General features: G+C 62.6%; 15 protein-coding genes and 2 pseudogenes. 13 read left to right on the top strand and 4 right to left on the bottom strand.

Going from position 1 to position 15446, the window contains the following annotated elements; translation table 11 throughout:
* Position 1 precedes the first annotated feature (1 nt).
* Both HYG81_RS42760 and HYG81_RS42765 read right to left on the bottom strand, forming a co-directional pair.
* Positions 2-1054, bottom strand: coding sequence for a hypothetical protein (locus HYG81_RS42760; protein ID WP_226778460.1), 1053 nt, complete (start codon positions 1052-1054; stop codon positions 2-4).
* Entirely contained in the window at positions 1051-1698 is a 648-nt protein-coding gene (locus tag HYG81_RS42765) for a UGSC family (seleno)protein (RefSeq protein WP_226778461.1), read from the bottom strand. Before HYG81_RS42765 ends, HYG81_RS42760 begins: the two co-directional genes overlap by 4 nt.
* 178 nt (positions 1699-1876) lie before the next feature.
* Between HYG81_RS42765 and HYG81_RS42770 the strand changes: the two genes are divergently transcribed.
* The 5 genes and pseudogenes from HYG81_RS42770 to HYG81_RS42785 all read left to right on the top strand — a co-directional run bounded on the left by HYG81_RS42770 (position 1877) and on the right by HYG81_RS42785 (position 6428).
* Positions 1877-3220: a class-II fumarase/aspartase family protein gene (locus HYG81_RS42770; RefSeq protein ID WP_226778462.1), complete on the top strand. Its 1344-nt coding sequence runs from the start codon at positions 1877-1879 to the stop codon at positions 3218-3220.
* 167 nt (positions 3221-3387) lie between these two features.
* Positions 3388-3645 (top strand): annotated as a pseudogene (locus HYG81_RS45935) (hypothetical protein); the annotation flags it as partial.
* A 53-nt stretch (positions 3646-3698) separates the two neighbouring features.
* A complete protein-coding gene (locus HYG81_RS45310) occupies positions 3699-4166 on the top strand; it encodes a phosphosulfolactate synthase (RefSeq protein ID WP_233289942.1) in 468 nt (155 codons plus the stop codon).
* 132 nt (positions 4167-4298) lie between these two features.
* A complete protein-coding gene (locus HYG81_RS42780; RefSeq protein WP_226778463.1) occupies positions 4299-5495 on the top strand; it encodes a CaiB/BaiF CoA transferase family protein in 1197 nt (398 codons plus the stop codon).
* Positions 5496-6428: a hydroxymethylglutaryl-CoA lyase gene (locus HYG81_RS42785; protein WP_226778464.1), complete on the top strand. Its 933-nt coding sequence runs from the start codon at positions 5496-5498 to the stop codon at positions 6426-6428.
* A gap of 66 nt (positions 6429-6494) precedes the next feature.
* Here HYG81_RS42785 and HYG81_RS42790 read toward each other — a convergent pair whose 3' ends face one another.
* Positions 6495-7283, bottom strand: coding sequence for an enoyl-CoA hydratase/isomerase family protein (locus tag HYG81_RS42790; protein WP_226778465.1), 789 nt, complete (start codon positions 7281-7283; stop codon positions 6495-6497).
* Between the two features lie 331 nt (positions 7284-7614).
* On the opposite strand from HYG81_RS42790, the gene HYG81_RS42795 reads away from it, so the two are divergent.
* Positions 7615-8562, top strand: a complete 948-nt coding sequence (locus tag HYG81_RS42795; protein ID WP_226778466.1) for a Bug family tripartite tricarboxylate transporter substrate binding protein — start codon at positions 7615-7617, stop codon at positions 8560-8562.
* Positions 8563-8710: 148 nt separating this feature from the next.
* Here HYG81_RS42795 and HYG81_RS42800 read toward each other — a convergent pair whose 3' ends face one another.
* Positions 8711-9685, bottom strand: a complete 975-nt coding sequence (locus HYG81_RS42800) for an LLM class flavin-dependent oxidoreductase (protein WP_226778467.1) — start codon at positions 9683-9685, stop codon at positions 8711-8713.
* 271 nt (positions 9686-9956) lie between these two features.
* Here HYG81_RS42800 and HYG81_RS42805 point away from each other — a divergent pair, with 271 nt between their 5' ends.
* The 7 genes and pseudogenes from HYG81_RS42805 to HYG81_RS42835 all read left to right on the top strand — a co-directional run bounded on the left by HYG81_RS42805 (position 9957) and on the right by HYG81_RS42835 (position 15435).
* Positions 9957-10844 (top strand): NAD(P)-binding domain-containing protein, encoded by an 888-nt coding sequence (locus HYG81_RS42805; protein ID WP_226778468.1) that lies wholly within the window; start codon positions 9957-9959, stop codon positions 10842-10844.
* Between the two features lie 189 nt (positions 10845-11033).
* Positions 11034-11606 carry a hypothetical protein gene (locus HYG81_RS42810; protein WP_226778469.1) on the top strand — a complete coding sequence of 191 codons (573 nt, stop codon included), beginning with the start codon at positions 11034-11036 and terminating at the stop codon, positions 11604-11606.
* A gap of 3 nt (positions 11607-11609) precedes the next feature.
* Entirely contained in the window at positions 11610-13094 is a 1485-nt protein-coding gene (locus HYG81_RS42815; RefSeq protein ID WP_226778470.1) for a tripartite tricarboxylate transporter permease, read from the top strand.
* 195 nt (positions 13095-13289) lie between these two features.
* Positions 13290-13697: an acyl-CoA thioesterase gene (locus HYG81_RS42820; RefSeq protein WP_226778471.1), complete on the top strand. Its 408-nt coding sequence runs from the start codon at positions 13290-13292 to the stop codon at positions 13695-13697.
* Entirely contained in the window at positions 13690-14184 is a 495-nt protein-coding gene (locus HYG81_RS42825; RefSeq protein ID WP_226778472.1) for an FAS1-like dehydratase domain-containing protein, read from the top strand. Before HYG81_RS42820 ends, HYG81_RS42825 begins: the two co-directional genes overlap by 8 nt.
* Entirely contained in the window at positions 14181-14600 is a 420-nt protein-coding gene (locus tag HYG81_RS42830) for a MaoC family dehydratase (RefSeq protein ID WP_226778473.1), read from the top strand. The genes HYG81_RS42825 and HYG81_RS42830 overlap by 4 nt, the downstream gene beginning before the upstream one ends.
* A gap of 37 nt (positions 14601-14637) precedes the next feature.
* Positions 14638-15435, top strand: a pseudogene (locus HYG81_RS42835) (SDR family oxidoreductase).
* Positions 15436-15446 lie beyond the last annotated feature (11 nt).

Raw genomic sequence — 15446 nt, forward strand, 5'->3', positions numbered from 1 at the left:
GTCAGACCTCCTCGTCGATGTCGACGGTAACCGATCGCGTCTCGCCGAACGAGTGCAACGCCATCGAGTGCTTGCCCGCGCCGCCGGCGACAACGACGGTGACGTCTTCCGGCGTCTCGACGAGCGGGATCCTCGCGTCGTCGTTCTCCACCTCGAACCGGTGGTGCCAGGTGTAGTTGTCGGTGATGCCGGCCGTCCGGAGCGTCTCGAGCTCGTTTCGGGCGTTGTCGTAGAGGAACCACTGAACGTCCTCACGGCTCCAGTCGTTGCGGGCAATGGTATCGGCGTGCTCGGGACCCAACACGATGCAAATCTCGCCATGCGTGTGGTGGGAGTTGTTGTTTCCGACAGTCGCGAACACGTCCGCCGCGATCGTCAGTAGCTCTGCCGGCTTTTCGTTGACGTGGTCATTGATCTCGTGGGGCGCTTCGACGCCCATGACCGTCACGGCGCTCTCGTCCTCGTCAAACCCGCGCTGGACGTGGAGCGGGTCCCACGGATTCTTCTTTTCGTTCTCGGCGATACAGAAGCTGTACTTTCCGGGATGGCCGTGCGTGGCACGGTCCATATCCCCTGGCGTCCCACCGCCGAGGTTGACGAGGAGCAGACGGACGGTACGTCCGATGGTCGCGTTCGCCCGGTAGCCCTGTCCGAAGACGTTGTAGCCGTAGTTGAGGTTGATCTCTTCGACGATTGGTCCGTTGACGACGAGCATCGGCGCGACCGGGTGCGTCGTCGCGTTGACACCGTAGAGGTTGAATTCCTCCTCGGTCATCGCCTCGACCGCCGCGATCAGAACAGGCATGTACGCCGGTTCGCAGCCGGCCATTACGGCGTTGATGGCGATCTTCTCGACCGTTGCGACCCCGTACTTCGGCGGGATCGTTCCCAACTCCTCGTCCGGCTCCCGCGAGGTCCCTTCGAGCATCCGTTCGACACGCTCGGCCGTCGGCGGGACGACCGGGAGCCCGTCGGTCATCTCCCGTCGGTAGAGGTAGTCGTTTACGTCCTCGAAGTCGTCGTCGATCGAAATCGTCTCTGAGTCGAACGTCATAGGTCGATCGGGCAGTAGAGGCTCTCGTCGCTCAGTTCCTCGTCGGCGGCCAAATAGCGCTCCGCGTACTCGTCCTCGAGCTCGTCGCGGTCGGTGGTGAGGACGGCGACGATCTCCTCGAGCGCGTTCTCGGCCCGATCGAGGACCTTCGGCTCCTCGAGGTCGCCCATCGGGTGCGAGACCATGACTAGCGGCAGGCCCGGCATGCTGAGCGACTGGGCCTCCGACTGGCCGAGCTTGATGAATTCGTCGCTGTTGATCGTCGCGACCGGTGTTCCCTTCTTTTCGAGGTCGATGCTGTCGTAGACGCACCACGACGTGCACGAGCCGCAGTCGCCGTAGGCATTGACCACGGCGTCGCACTGCGAGACCAGCTGGTCGGCGATCGCGTCGGCGGGGATCGGACTCTTGTCCTTCCGTCGGTAGACGACCTCATCGACGCCGTACTCGGATTTGAGCCGCTCGCCGACGGCTTCGAGGAAGACATCCGCGTTGCTCTTCGAGTTGTCGAGCAGTCCGATGGTCGCCCCCTCGAGCGAGTTGAGCCGTTCCGCGATCGGCGTCGCGTCGTAGTTCACTTCCCCTCGGGGGTCGAGGATTTCAATACTCACTCCGTCGTCTGTACGTGTGCTATTGGCGCACATATACAGCTATTCCACAGCCATGGAGTAAATAAGTTGCCCCGAGTCGGCCGCTACGGCTGCCGTTGGTGGCCGCGAATCCCGATCGAGATCTCGACGCTTCGCTGCCGCCGCCTCGATCATGAGAACGGTAGCTCGTTTCGAGGTGAACGATTATGTCGATCGAAACGAGCTATTAGCTATGGCGTCACAGGTACAGGGTCCGCTGTTCGCGGATACGTTCAGTACACCGGCCATGCGGGAGATCTTCGGCACCGAAAGCTACGTTGACCGATTCGTCCGGGTCGAGGCGGCGCTCGCACGGGCGGAGGCGTCGGTCGGCATGATCCCCGAGGAGGTCGCGGAAACGCTCACCGACCGTGCGTCGGTTGAACACGTCGACATGGATGTCGTCGAACGCTACCTCGACGAGCGGGGCCACCTCGCGATGTCGATTATCAGCGGCTGGCAGGCAATGATCGGCGATGAGGGCGAGTACGTTCACTGGGGCGCAACCAGCCAGGACGTCATGGACACGACGACCGTCCTGCAGGTGCGAGACGGACTTGACGAACTGCTCGAGCGGCTCCGGGCGATCGAGTTCCACCTCGCCGATCACGTCGAGACCCACGCCGACACCCCGATGATTGGACGGACGCACTACGTCCACGCGGTACCGACGACGTTCGGCCTGAAGGCGGCGAGCTGGCTGGACGAGCTCCGCCGGCAGGTCGATTACCTCGAGTCGATCCAGGAATCGATCACCGTCTGTCAGTTCGGCGGCGCGGTCGGGACGTACGCAACGTTCGGTTCGGATGGCCTCGAGATCGCCGACGCGTTCGCGGACGAACTCGGACTCGAGGTTCCGACGGTCGGCTGGCACGCCGCGAGGGATCGGATCGCGCGGGTGGTCACCGCGCTTGCGGCGGTCGCGAGCACACTCTCGCGAATCGCGAGGCAGGTCCTCGTCCTGAACCGGCCGGAGATACGCGAACTCCGGGACCCGGTTCCCGAGGGTGAAGTCGGCAGCAGCACGATGCCCCACAAGCGTAACCCGAAGCGTGCAGAGAAGACCGCGATGGCCGCGCAGCTCCTCCGGAGCGAGGCCCGATCGATGCTCGAACTGATGGCCACCCTCGACGAGCGCTCGGCGTCGACCTGGTACGGCGAGTTTGCGGTCGTTCCGACGGCCTTCGGCTACGCCGATCGCTGCGCGGAGAGCGCGCGCCAGCTCGTCGAAGGGCTGACGGTCGACGCGGACCGGATGTGCGAGAACCTCTCGATCCACGGCGCCTTCGTGACCTCGGAGAACGTGATGATGGCCCTTGCAGACCACGTCGGGCGGGGGACGGCCCACGAGATCGTCTACGAGAACGCGATGGCGGCCGACTCGGACGACGAGTTCGTCGATCGGCTGCTCGAAGACGATCGGGTCACGGACGCCCTCACGCCCGAGGAGGTCGCGTCGTTAACCGACCCGACGCGGTACACCGGGCTTGCGGCGCAGCTTGCCGAGCGCGTCGTCGAGGAGCATCCGCGGGTCTGAGCGTCTGACTTGAACTCTCCGCTCGGCGCGAACTGAACATCGAGGAGAACGAATTCATACATGTTCATTGTTAGCCCGGGCATGAGCGATAGATTCCTAGGTGGTCTCGAGAGCCGTCACGTGTCTAAAAACCGCGATATGAGGGCCTGTGCTTCGTGACGCCACAGGTGAACGTTCCGGAGGCGGTCCTCGAACGGTACGGTGAGTATATCGATGTCGTGAAACTGCTCGATGCCGCCAGTTGGGCCCCGGACGACGTGATCAGAGACGACATCCGGGTTCAGATCGACAGCGCTCCCGGCGAGGTCGCACGCATGCAGGGGACAGACGACGAATTTCTCGACCGCCTTGAGGAGGCCAGTATCGATGTCGTGGAGTACGAAACGCACGTCGATCGCCCGTCCGTGGACGAGATGCGATCGGAGGTCGAGACGCTCCGAGAGCGCGGATTTGACGTCGTCGGTGAGGTCGGTGCCAAGTGGTTCACGAGGATGAGACTCGGTATTCGCTCGACCGCGTCAAGATCGAGGAGACGATCGAGCGGTTCGAACGGTTCCTCGACGCCGGATGCGAGGCGATCTACTGGGAGGGGATGGTCGTTCGGAACCTCATCGGCCGCGACCTCGCGTATCGGGAGGGACAGAAGGCATTGCTGGAGGTCGCAGAGGCCGTCGGCCCGGAGAACATCGTCTTCGAGATCTGGAGTTCAACGATGAATTCACTCGAGTACGCGAAGTTCTGGTCCTGGCTGGTCTACCAGTTCGGCCCGTCGGTCAACGTCGGGAACGTCCCGCCGCGGCGCGTCCCTCGACTCCAAAGTATTCGACGCGGAACGACGTTCGACATGAACCACGCCTACATCCGCTGGCTCCGGGAGGGGAAACCGACCGACGAGTGGTGGCGAATGGAGGTTCCACCCTACGATGTCGGCCTGGAACGGGACTGACTCCATCCGTGTTCGGAAACCGGCCGGTGTCGGAACGCTGTTCTCCGGCGACGCGATCGGTTCGCCCGTCCGTCTCCGGACCCTCGAGAAACAAACTTATATTACATCCCGTTGCCCTTGTTATTCGTACGTATGTCCCAAGGACCGTTACGTAGCCTTCGCGTCGTTGACTTCACGACGATGATAAGCGGCGGCTTCGCTGCCTCGACGCTGGCCGACTTCGGCGCCGACGTCATCACTGTTGAACACCCGACGAAGACGGACCCGATCCGCGAGTGGAAGCCGATCAAGGACGGTGAGTCGATGTGGTGGAAGTCGCTGGGTCGCAACCAGCGCTGTGTCACGCTCGATCTGTCGTCGGACGAGGGTCAGGCGATGGCGCTCGAACTGGTCGAGGATGCCGATATCGTCCTGGAGAACTTCCGCTCGGGAACCATGGAACGGTGGAACCTCGGTTACGAGGAACTGAAAGCAGTTAACGAGGGTATTGTCATGGTGCGCATCACTGGCTACGGCCAGACCGGCCCGAAATCCGATAAGCCGGGCTTTGGATCCGTCGCCGAGGGTATCTCCGGGTGGGCCCACAGTAACGGCTTCCCGGACAGCGATCCCCTGCTCCCGCCGATTCCGCTCGCCGACCTCACGGCGGGACAGTACGCCGCCCAGTCGGCGGTGTACGCGGTGTTCGACCGTGAGATGACAGAGGGGAACGAGGGACAGGTCGTCGACGTGAGCCTGTACGAACCCCTGTTTCGTCTGTTCATCGGCAAGGTCGAGGCCTACGATACGATGGACTACGTTTCCGAGCGCACGGGCAACCGATCGGAGAACTCCGCGCCCCGAAACATGTACGAGACCGCGGACGGCTACATCGCGCTCTCCGCGTCGTCACAGCGGATCTTCGAGAACGTGATGGCGGCGATCGGTCGTGAGGACCTCATCGACGATCCGCGTTTCGAGACGAACGCTGACCGCCTGGATAACGTCGAGGAACTCGACGCGATCATTGAGGACTGGACCAGCGAGCGGCCGACCGACGGGGTCATCGAGGTGATGGAGGCCTCCGATGCCATCGTCGGACCGATCTACGACATGGCCGATATCTTCGAGGACGCGCACTACCAAGCGCGGGACAATATCGTCTCCGTCGAGGACCCGGACCTCGGTGAGGTGAAGACCCACGGCATTGTGCCGAAGTACTCCGAGACGCCGGGCGAAGTGTCCCACCTCGGCCCGTCCCCGGGCGAACATAACGAGGAGGTGTACCTCGAGGAGGTGGGGATCGACGAGGAGGAGTACGAGCGGCTCTCCGAGGGGGGAGTGATCTAGATGGACGACCTTCCCGAGGATGTCCGGATCGTCGAGATGTTGCCGCGTGACGGATTTCAGAGTTTGGATGAGTTCGTTCCGACGGAGACGAAGGTCGAACTGATCGATCGGCTTTCCGAGACGGGCGTCGACGAGATCGAGTTCACGTCGTTCACCCACCCCGACGCCGTGCCGAATCTCCGTGACGCCGCGGAGGTCGCCGAGCGAATCGATCGCCGGTCGGACGTCAGTTACCGGGCGCTCGTCCCCAACTCTATCGGCATGGAGCGGGCCCTCGAGGCCGGCGTAGACAAGGTCAATGCGCTCCTCGCAGTGAGCGAAACCTACTGCGAGAAGAACCAGAACGCGACCCGCGAGGAGTGCATCGCGGAGATCGAGCGGATCGTCGACCTCGCGGACGGGACCGACGTCGCGGTCGAGGCGGGGATGGCGACCAGCTTCTACTGTCCCTACGAGGGGCGCGTCCCACTGGAACAGACTCTCTCCGTGGTCGACGCGATGGTCGAAGCGGGCGTCGACGAAGTCACGCTTGCGACCACGATGGGGCTCGCTGATCCCGCACAGGTCTCAGAGAGTCTCTCAGCCGTCCGGGAGCGTTGGCCCGACCTCGACTGCGGCCTCCACCTCCACGACACTAATGGCATGAGCCTCGCGAACACGCTCGTCGCGATGCAACATGGCGTCGACCGGTTCGACACGTCGGTCTGCGGAGTCGGCGGTGGCGTCGTCCTCCCCGACGAACTCGAAGGCGTCGGGAACACGCCGACGGAGGACCTGCTTCACATGCTCTCGCGGATGGGGATCAGCTCCGAGGAGCTGTTCCGATCCGTCTCGACGGTTGCCAACGGCGTCGCTGACGAACTCGACGTCGGACAGAACAGCCACGTTGTCCGGGGCGGTACCGCCGAATACGTCCTCGACGTAATGGGTTAGGACGACTGACGCGTCGCAGGTACGGTTACGCCATCTCGACCTCGTACCGAGAGCCAGGTCACCGCCTCACTCCCACTGCCACTCAGGCTCTCGATCCTCTCGGAACGCCCGTTGTCCCTCTTCGTGATCGCGCGTCTCTCGAAGCGCACGAGACGCCCGGTGTTCGTACTGGATCGCCGTCTCCAGATCGGTACCGAGTCCCGTATCGATAACGTCCTTCGCGGCGCGGATCGCGAGCGGCGCGCCGGTCGTGATCCGATCGACGAACTCTCGGACGAACGAATCGATTTCCGCGCGGGGGTGAACGTAATCGACGAATCCGTCGCTTTCCGCCCGTTCGGCGGAGACGCGCTCACCCGCCATCACCAGTTCCTTGGCGCGACTCGAGCCGACCTGCGAGACGAGCCGCTGGACGCCACCGTTGGCTGGAAGGATCCCGAGCCGCGACTCGGGAAAGCCCAGTTCGCTCTCCGGCGTTGCGAGGCGAAAGTCGCAGGCCATCGCGAACTCGAGGCCGGCGCCCAGACAGTAGCCGTCGATCTCGGCGACGACCGGCATCGGGAGATTCGGGGGGAGAACGAGTTCGTCTCGGAACTCCTTCACGCTGGGCTGGGGAGCATCGCCGTCGGCGTTGACGTCGGCACCGACGCTGAACGCCTGCTTGCCGGTGCCCTCGACGACAACCGCGCGGACGTTCGGTTCGGACTCGTCCCGATCGAGCGAGCGGATCTCCTCGAGACAGTCGACCAGCTCCCCTCTGAGCGTCGGCGAGAATGCGTTTAGCGACTCGGGTCTGTCGAGCGTTACCGTCGCGATGCCGTCCTCTAGCTTGCTCTCGATGGTGTCGTACTGCATGATCACGGGTCAGACCTTGTCGGGATCGCACATAAATCCGGCCCGCCCTCGCCGATCTGATCGAACTCGATGCCGTTCCCAGTGGATCACGGAACGCACACGGCGACCGCAGCGGTTCAGTCAGACTGAATCCGCCTTCGAGGGAGGCTGCCCCGATCGGTGGGCGCTGTTCCCCTTTGCCCGGTGAGAGATCGCCTGAGTATCATCCTACCGAGAACGACTCCCGATGAATAATCAGTGTCTGTTCCATCGGAGACATAAGGTTTAATATGCTACATTGGATACCGATCCGTGTATGCCAAGTTTTGACAGGCGCCACTTCGTGAAGTGTGTGGGTGCAGCAACTACAGTCGGTCTCGCCGGCTGTATCGGGGGCGACAACAGGGACGGCGAGTTTCCGAGTGACAACATTCGTCACATCATTCCATACGGTGAGGGCGGCGGTTCCGACACGTACGCGCGAGGCATCTTGCCGCAAGTGGGGGAAGAGCTCGGTGTCGACGTGCAACTCGAAAACATTCCCGGCGCCGAATCGATTCAGGGTATCACAGAAGCGTATTACGCCGAGCCAGACGGCTACACGCACGTCGGCCACACGCTGCCGACGGCCGGCATCGCATGGCTGCTCAACCAGACCAACGACGACCTCTCTCAGCTGAAGGGGATCTGCCAGTACGGACAGACGCCGTACGTCATCTTCGCGAACCCTGACGAGGAGATCGAGGGGATGGAAGACCTCGCGGACAGGTACGAGGATGGCGATCTCACGCAGTTCGGCGGGTCGCTTGGCGCCGCGAACCACGTCGCCATGATCCAACTCCGCGAAGAGGGCGATGTCCCCTGGGAGGACTGGATCGTCTACGACGGTTCCGGCCCGACCGTGCAGGCAGCCGCGTCCGGCGAGATTCCCGTGGGAACCGCGACCGACTCCTCGGCCGCCGGTGCCGTCGAGGAGGGGAACATCGACATCGTTGGGGTGTTGACCTCCGACGGATCCAGCGTCTTCCCGGACACGTCGACCACCGAGGACGCCGGCTGGACGAACGTCGACGAGTTCGGAGCAATCATGCGAACCGCCTCTTGCGCACCGGACACGCCCGATGATCGTGTTCAGACGCTCGCCGACGCCTACGAGGCGGCCATCAATTCCGACGAGGTCCAGGAGTGGTCCGAAGAGACGGGCAACGAAGTGCTGTTCAACGGTCCCGACGAGACCAACGCGGCCATCGAGTCAGCATTTAGCATCGACGAGCAGGTCGACCTCGGCCAACTACAATAGATCGCGTTCGACGGCATGGTCGTTCGATTTCATTTAGTGTCGAGACCGGATTATCTCCCAGTGGCTACGGACGACGGACCACAGCTTCGGGACTACGGGCCGCGGTGCCAACCGGATCTCTGAAACGGTACTGGGAGCGGGCGTTCCCTCAAAGATCGGGGATCACACGGCAACCGAACAGGTCGACGGCCTCCATGACGTCCTCGTGGTCCGTCGTCGGCGTCGCGAGCCGCAACACCGCGTGATCGACGCCGAAGGCCTCGCGGTACCGTTCGAGTTGGGCTGCACACTCAGACGGTGTCCCGTAAACGAACAGATCCTGCGCGAACTCGTCTATGTCGCCCTCGAGCGCGCTCACCCATGCCTCCGGAACCGTCGACCCCTTCGCCCGGTACGATTCGACCAGTTTCGTCAGCAGGGTGCGAAGCTTCTCACGAGCGACGTCGCCGTCCTCGTCGATACAGGCGATTCGGAGCAGCGGAACCGAACTGTTCGAGCCGTCGGCATCGTCTAGGAACGATTCGTACGTCGCATACTGCTCCTCAAGAGCGTCGAACGGTTCGCGCCAGGACGGCAGCCAGGCATCCCCCAGACGCGCGGCCCGCTTCAGTGCGGGCGTCGATCCGCCGCCGACCCAGATCGGCGGTCGCGGATCGCGGACGGACTCGGGTGCGAGGTCGAACTCCTCGAACGACACGAACCGGCCGTCGTAGGACGATGGTCCGGGTTCCCATAGTTCGTTGAGTGCGCACAGGTGGTCGGTCATGCGCGGGCCGCGCGATTCGAAGTTGTACCCAAGATTCTCCATCTCGTCGCGGCGCCAACCGGTTCCGACGCCAAGGATAAAGCGACCGTCCGAGACGACATCGACGAGATTCGCCGCGCCTGCGAGCGAGACCGGGTTCGTCTGTGGGAGGATCGTGACGCCGGTTCCGAACTCGATTTCGTCCGTCGCGGCTGCAAATCCGGCAAGTGCGATATAGGAATTCGGCCACTTCGCGTCCCAGCCGTGGTGTTCGGCGACCCATGCCGAGTCGAAGCCGAGCTCCTCGGCATGTTGGACCTCTGTCAGTGCCTCGTCGAACCGCTGCCCGCCTTCCGTACATCTGAATCCGATTTTCATGCGTGTACTTTCCAGTGCGTTCGCCCACTGGACCTCCGCTCAAATGTACAGCCACACTGGTGGAAAAGGTACCGGCGCTCGCGGACTGGCCGAAACCGCGTTGCTGTCCCGGTCAGACAGTAGAACTGTGACGCTGCCCGTCTGTACCCCGTTATCGCAGTAATGCGTTGTGACCGTCTCCGGAGTCGAGTATCGCTCCGAAGCGTCGCGATCTCCTCGTCACCAATCCACAGGAGGACTTATGAGCTGAAATCTCGACTACCCGTACGAAATGAGCGCCGAAAATGCGGATTGTAGCGGAGCCGAGAGCATCGAGCGCATCGGACTTATCGGGTACGGCGAGGCCGGTCAACTGCTCGCTCGAGCGTTTGTCGAAGCCAACATCGACGTCACCGTACTGACTCGATCTCCGGATCGCCTTCGCGAGCGACTTTCTGACTCGCCGATTGCTGTCGCCGACTCCTACGCGTCGCTCGCGGCGGAGACGGAGCTCGTCTGTTCCTGCGTCTGGCCGGCGACGGCCGCTGACGTCGCTGCGGAGACCGCCCCGGGGCTCGCGCCGGGACAGCCGTTCCTCGATCTCAACTCGGTGTCGCCGGCGACGACCGAACAGATCGTCGACAAGATCGAGGCGGCCGGCGGCACGCCGCTCAAGGCGACCATCATGGGATCTGCCGCGGCGGGTCGCGACAGCGTCCGACTGGTCATCGGGGGGCCGGATCGCGCCGATACCGTCGCCGCCCTTCGAGCGGTCGGATTCACGGTCCAGGATGTCGGCGCGGATCCGATGCACCCGGCGCTGCTCAAGATGTTCCGGAGCACGTTCACCAAGGGGATGCGCGAACTCGTTGCCGAAACGCTCGCTCCGGCCGTCGCGTACGGCGTCCACGAGGACGTCCTCGACGACCTGAACGGACTCTTCGACGAGCGATCAGTTGAGGAGTGGATGCGAACCGCGCTCGAGAACACCCCGGAACACGCGCAACGCCGACTGGGTGAACTACGTGAAGTGCGGCAGACGACTGCGGACGCCGGGTATCGAGCGCCGATCATCGACGAGACGATTGCCCTCCACGAGGAGTTACTGAACTCGTCCGACGACGACTACGTCGCCGTGCTGGAGGCGCTCAAGGGACATCTCTCTGACGACTCGTCGTGAGGCGAGTCGTGGCGGTCGAGCGGGGCTACATCCCACGCATACGATAGCGATCAACACAAACTATAAGGTAATTCCTCCTCATCGTTATTGCATGGTGATGTGATGTCTGAGAGCAATTCACGTAATTTAAGCCAGAGGATCACGGCAGAGCACATACTTCTGATAGGGCTCCTCGTCGTTTCCGCCTACATGTTCGTTGAGGCCGCCGAGTTCCGCGATCCGTCGGGGATGTTTCCGCGATTTATCGCTTCGATCACGTTCCTTGGAGCACTGGTGCTCCTCCTTGAGCCGTTTCTCCCCGCTCCGCTGCGAGCGGTCGTGAGCGAGTCCGGAGACATGTTCGACTCCTACGAGGAGGAAATCGAGGAGGTCGAAGCGCAGACCGAGGAGATGGACGACATGACGACCGACAGAGAACCGACAGTCGACTCCAAGGAGGAGTCCGATAACGAAACGAGCGCCGAAGCGGTGACGGGAGCGACGGACGAGCGACAATTCGAGTCGCACTCGATCCTCCCGTCGCCGCGAGCTGCGCTGGAAAACAAGCGATTCGTACTCTCCGTGATGACGGCTGGATACGTAGTGCTGTGTTATCTCATCAGCTTCCTCTTCGCCTCACCGGTGTTCGTGTTCGCTTATTCGTACTGGGTGGACCACGACTGGTACATCACAGTCGGACTGACGGCGGGCGCGTTTGGGATCGTGTACGGCTTTATGGGACTGCTCAATGTACAACTCAGTTCGGGGGTGTTGGTGGGCTGACCCATGTTAGACGCACTATCCGAAGCGATCAGCATCATCCTGACCGGTGAACCGCTACTCTGGCTGACGGTCGGAATCCTCATCGGAATCTTCGTCGGATCACTCCCTGGCATCGGCGCCTCGCTCGGGATGGCGCTCATCCTTCCGCTCACGCTTCCGCTCGACGGGGTAAACGCTATCATTCTGCTCGTGAGTATCTACAGTGGCGGGATGTACGGCGGGAGCATTGCAGCGATTCTCCTCAACGCGCCCGGGACGTCAGCAGCAGCGGCGACGACGCTCGACGGGTACCCGCTCTCGCGACAGGGACAGGCGATCACCGCGCTCGCGATGTCCGCTGTCGCGTCAACGCTCGGCGGATTTATTACGATCGTGCTGTTGATCCTCATCTCGCCCTTCCTCGTCAGAATGGTGCTGCTGTTTGGGTCACCCCAGTACTTCCTCATCGCGCTTCTCGGCATCGCAATGATCGCGATCGTGGCCCGCGGATCGCTCATCAGGGGTGTCGTCTCCGGGATGTTCGGACTGCTTCTCGCCACGATCGGGATGGCACCGATGATCCCCCAGCAGCGATTCACGTTCGGGGATCCGGCGCTGTTCGACGGTATTAGTTTTGTCGCCGCACTGATCGGCCTATTCGCTATTGCCGAGATGATCAACCTGGCAGGAGAGGAGGGCGGCGTCGCACAGACAGATATGGAGATCACCGGTTCGATCCGTAGCGGAATCAGCTCCGTTCTCACGAAACCATATCTAATCGCGAAGTCGAGTCTCATCGGCATGGGAATCGGTTCGGTTCCCGGCGCTGGGTCGACGGTGTCGACGTTCGTCTCGTACGCGGAAGCACTGCGTTCGTCGGACGATCCGGACTCATTCGGCGCCGGCAACCACGAGGGACTGATCGCAGCGGAATCCGCGAACAACGCGACGATTCCTGGATCGCTCATCCCGACATTCTCGTTCGGGATCCCCGGCAGCGGTTCGACCGCCGTGTTGCTCGGCGGTCTCATCATGCACGGTCTCCAGCCGGGTCCGAACCTCTTCTCGTCCGACCTCCAGATCACCTACGCGGTGTTCATCGCGCTGTTCCTCGGGAACTTCGTCATTCTGTTCGTCGGACTAACGTTCATTAGCCGGATGGGGGTCCTGACAAAGATCGATACGGACATCATCATCCCTATGATTGTCGTTCTCGCCGTCGTTGGTGGATTCCTGCTCCGAGTCAACTGGATCGACGTGCTGACGGTGTTCGGTCTCGGCATCATCGGCTACTACATGAAGCGGTACAACTACTCGGTCATCGCGTTCGTCCTCGGGATCGTCCTCGGACCGATCGCTGAGGAGAACTTCGCCCGATCGCTCACCCTGTCCGACGGTTCGTTGATGATCTTCGTGAACGATCCCCTCTCGCTGATCATCGTGATCGCGATCGTCGCGCTGACGATCGGTCCGGCGATTCGCGGCGTGTTCAAAAAGCAACTGGGATAACCTCTCGGCTGCCGTTTTTCCCTCCAGTGATTTGTCCGGCCGTCGTACTCGCCAGTTACTGGGCGGGTCAGCGACGGTTTCGATCGAACGGATCCCAACAGCGATGGGGCCGGGTCTCGCGGGTATCGACGCCGGTGAGTGGTATTTGATATTGATCCCCGTGATTTATGAGAACTCACGTCAGAACTGACGGTGATGGCAGCAACGCACGTGACGTCGATACCGGTACGGTTTCAGGACATCGATACGATGGGACACGTCAACAACAGCGAATATCCGAACTTCCTCGCGGAGGCGAGGGCAGGATACTACGAGGAGGTGCTGGAGTACGACCTCCGGGCAGCAGACACGGTCGTCGTGCACATGACGATCGATTACAGCGCCGAGATCACCCGCGGCGACGTCGTCGATATCGAGGTCGCGGTGACCGACCTCGGGACCTCGAGTCTCACCATGGAGTACACGCTCCGCGTCGACGGCGATATCGTCTCGACGGCCGAGACGGTTCAGGTGATATATGATAACGAGAGCGGATCGTCCCGTCCGATCCCGACCGACTGGCGGCAGCGGATCGAAGCCAACGAGGGGATCAGCAGTGCCTGAGAAATCCATGGCGGAACTCGAGTCGCTGGTCGGCGAACGTCGGCAGACGGTCACCGATCTCACCGTGGAAGCGGGGAAGGTCGCCGAGTTTGCACGGGCGATCGAGAGTCAGAACGAGATGTTCTACGACGGTGAAGCCGCGCGAGAGGCTGGGTACGACGACGTCCCCGCGCCGCTTACGTTCACACGGGTCGCGTACTTCCCTCGGTACCGCGTCGGCGACGACGGGTCCTCGTTCGGATTCAATCTCGGCTTCGACCCCGAACGCACCGTCCATGGCGAACAGGAGTACGAGTACAGCCGCCCTGTGACCGTCGGCGACACGCTCGACGGGACGACGGAACTGGTCGACGTGTATCAGAAGCCCGGCACCGACGGGACGCTTACTTTTGCCGTCCTCGAGACGACGTACACCGACGCGGACGGCGAAGTCGTGGTCATCGAACGACGGACGCGCATCGAACGGGAGGCGGCCGATTCGCAATGAATCTCGATCCGGACGCGCTCTCGGTCGGGGACGAGCTGCCGACGTTCCGCGTCGACGACCTTGATCGGACGCAGATTGTCCGCTATCTCGGGGCCAGCGGCGATTTCAATCCCCTCCACCACGACGACGAGTTTTCCAGAGCGGCCGGCCAGGACGGCGTGATCGTGCCGGGAATGCTCGTTGCCGGCTTCGCGTCGGCGGCAGTGACGGACTGGGTGCCTATCGACGTAGTCGACCGGTTTCGGACCCGGTTCGTCGGAACGGTTCGGCCTGGCGACTCGCTGCGCGTCAGCGGAACGGTCGCGGAGGTCGAGACGGATCGAACGGGCAACACGATGACGGCGGAGATATCAATAACTGTTGATACTGCCGACGGTGCGACGGTCCTAGAGGGAGATGCAACGATCAGCCCGTAACCCCATAGTACATCATCAATGGTCGTCTACACAACATATGGATCTCGATCTCGACGGATGGAGTGTCTTCATCACGGCGGCGAGCAAAGGGCTCGGCCTCGCAGTCGCGACCCGGATGGTCGACGAGGGCGCGAGCGTCGTCATCGCCTCTCGGAGTGAGGAAAACCTGAAGGCGGCCGAAGAACGCGTCCTCGACGAGACGGGCGCCGACCCGGATGCGATCGACTGGGTCGTCTGCGACCTCAAGGACGAACGGTCGATCCGGTCCGCGACGCAGACGGCCGTCGATCGGCTCGGGACGCTCGACGCACTGATTACGAACCACGTTGCGCTGCCGTCGTCAACGTTTGCCGAGGCGAGCATCGACGAGTTCGACGCCGCGTACGAGTCAGTCTTGCGCTGTACCCTCCTGCTCTGCCAGGAAGCGCTTCCCGCGTTGCGAGACGGCGGCGGCTCGATCACGCACCTCGTCGCCGTCTCCTCGCTCGAACCGACCTCGAACGGGGCGCTTGGCCACGTGTTTCGGCCGGGAATCTACGGCCTTTCGAAAGTACAGGCCAACGAGCTCGGCGAGGAGGGAATCAGAGTGAACTGCGTCGCCCCACGCGGCGTCGTCACGGATCGGATCCGAACGAAAGTCGAGCAATTGACCGACCGAGAAGGGGTCGCCGAGAGCGAGGCCTGAGACCGGCGCGAGGCAGAGCTGCCGGTTGACGAACTGGGATCGACGGAAGAGTTCGCCCGCGCCGCAGCGTTCATCGCCTCGCCGGCCGCGAGCTACGTCACCGGCTCCGTTATCCCGGTCGACGGCGGCTGGCACAGTCGCATCGCGTAGCGGCAAGCGGG

This window comes from Natrinema zhouii, from assembly GCF_013456555.2.
GTDB classification, from domain to species: domain Archaea; phylum Halobacteriota; class Halobacteria; order Halobacteriales; family Natrialbaceae; genus Natrinema; species Natrinema zhouii.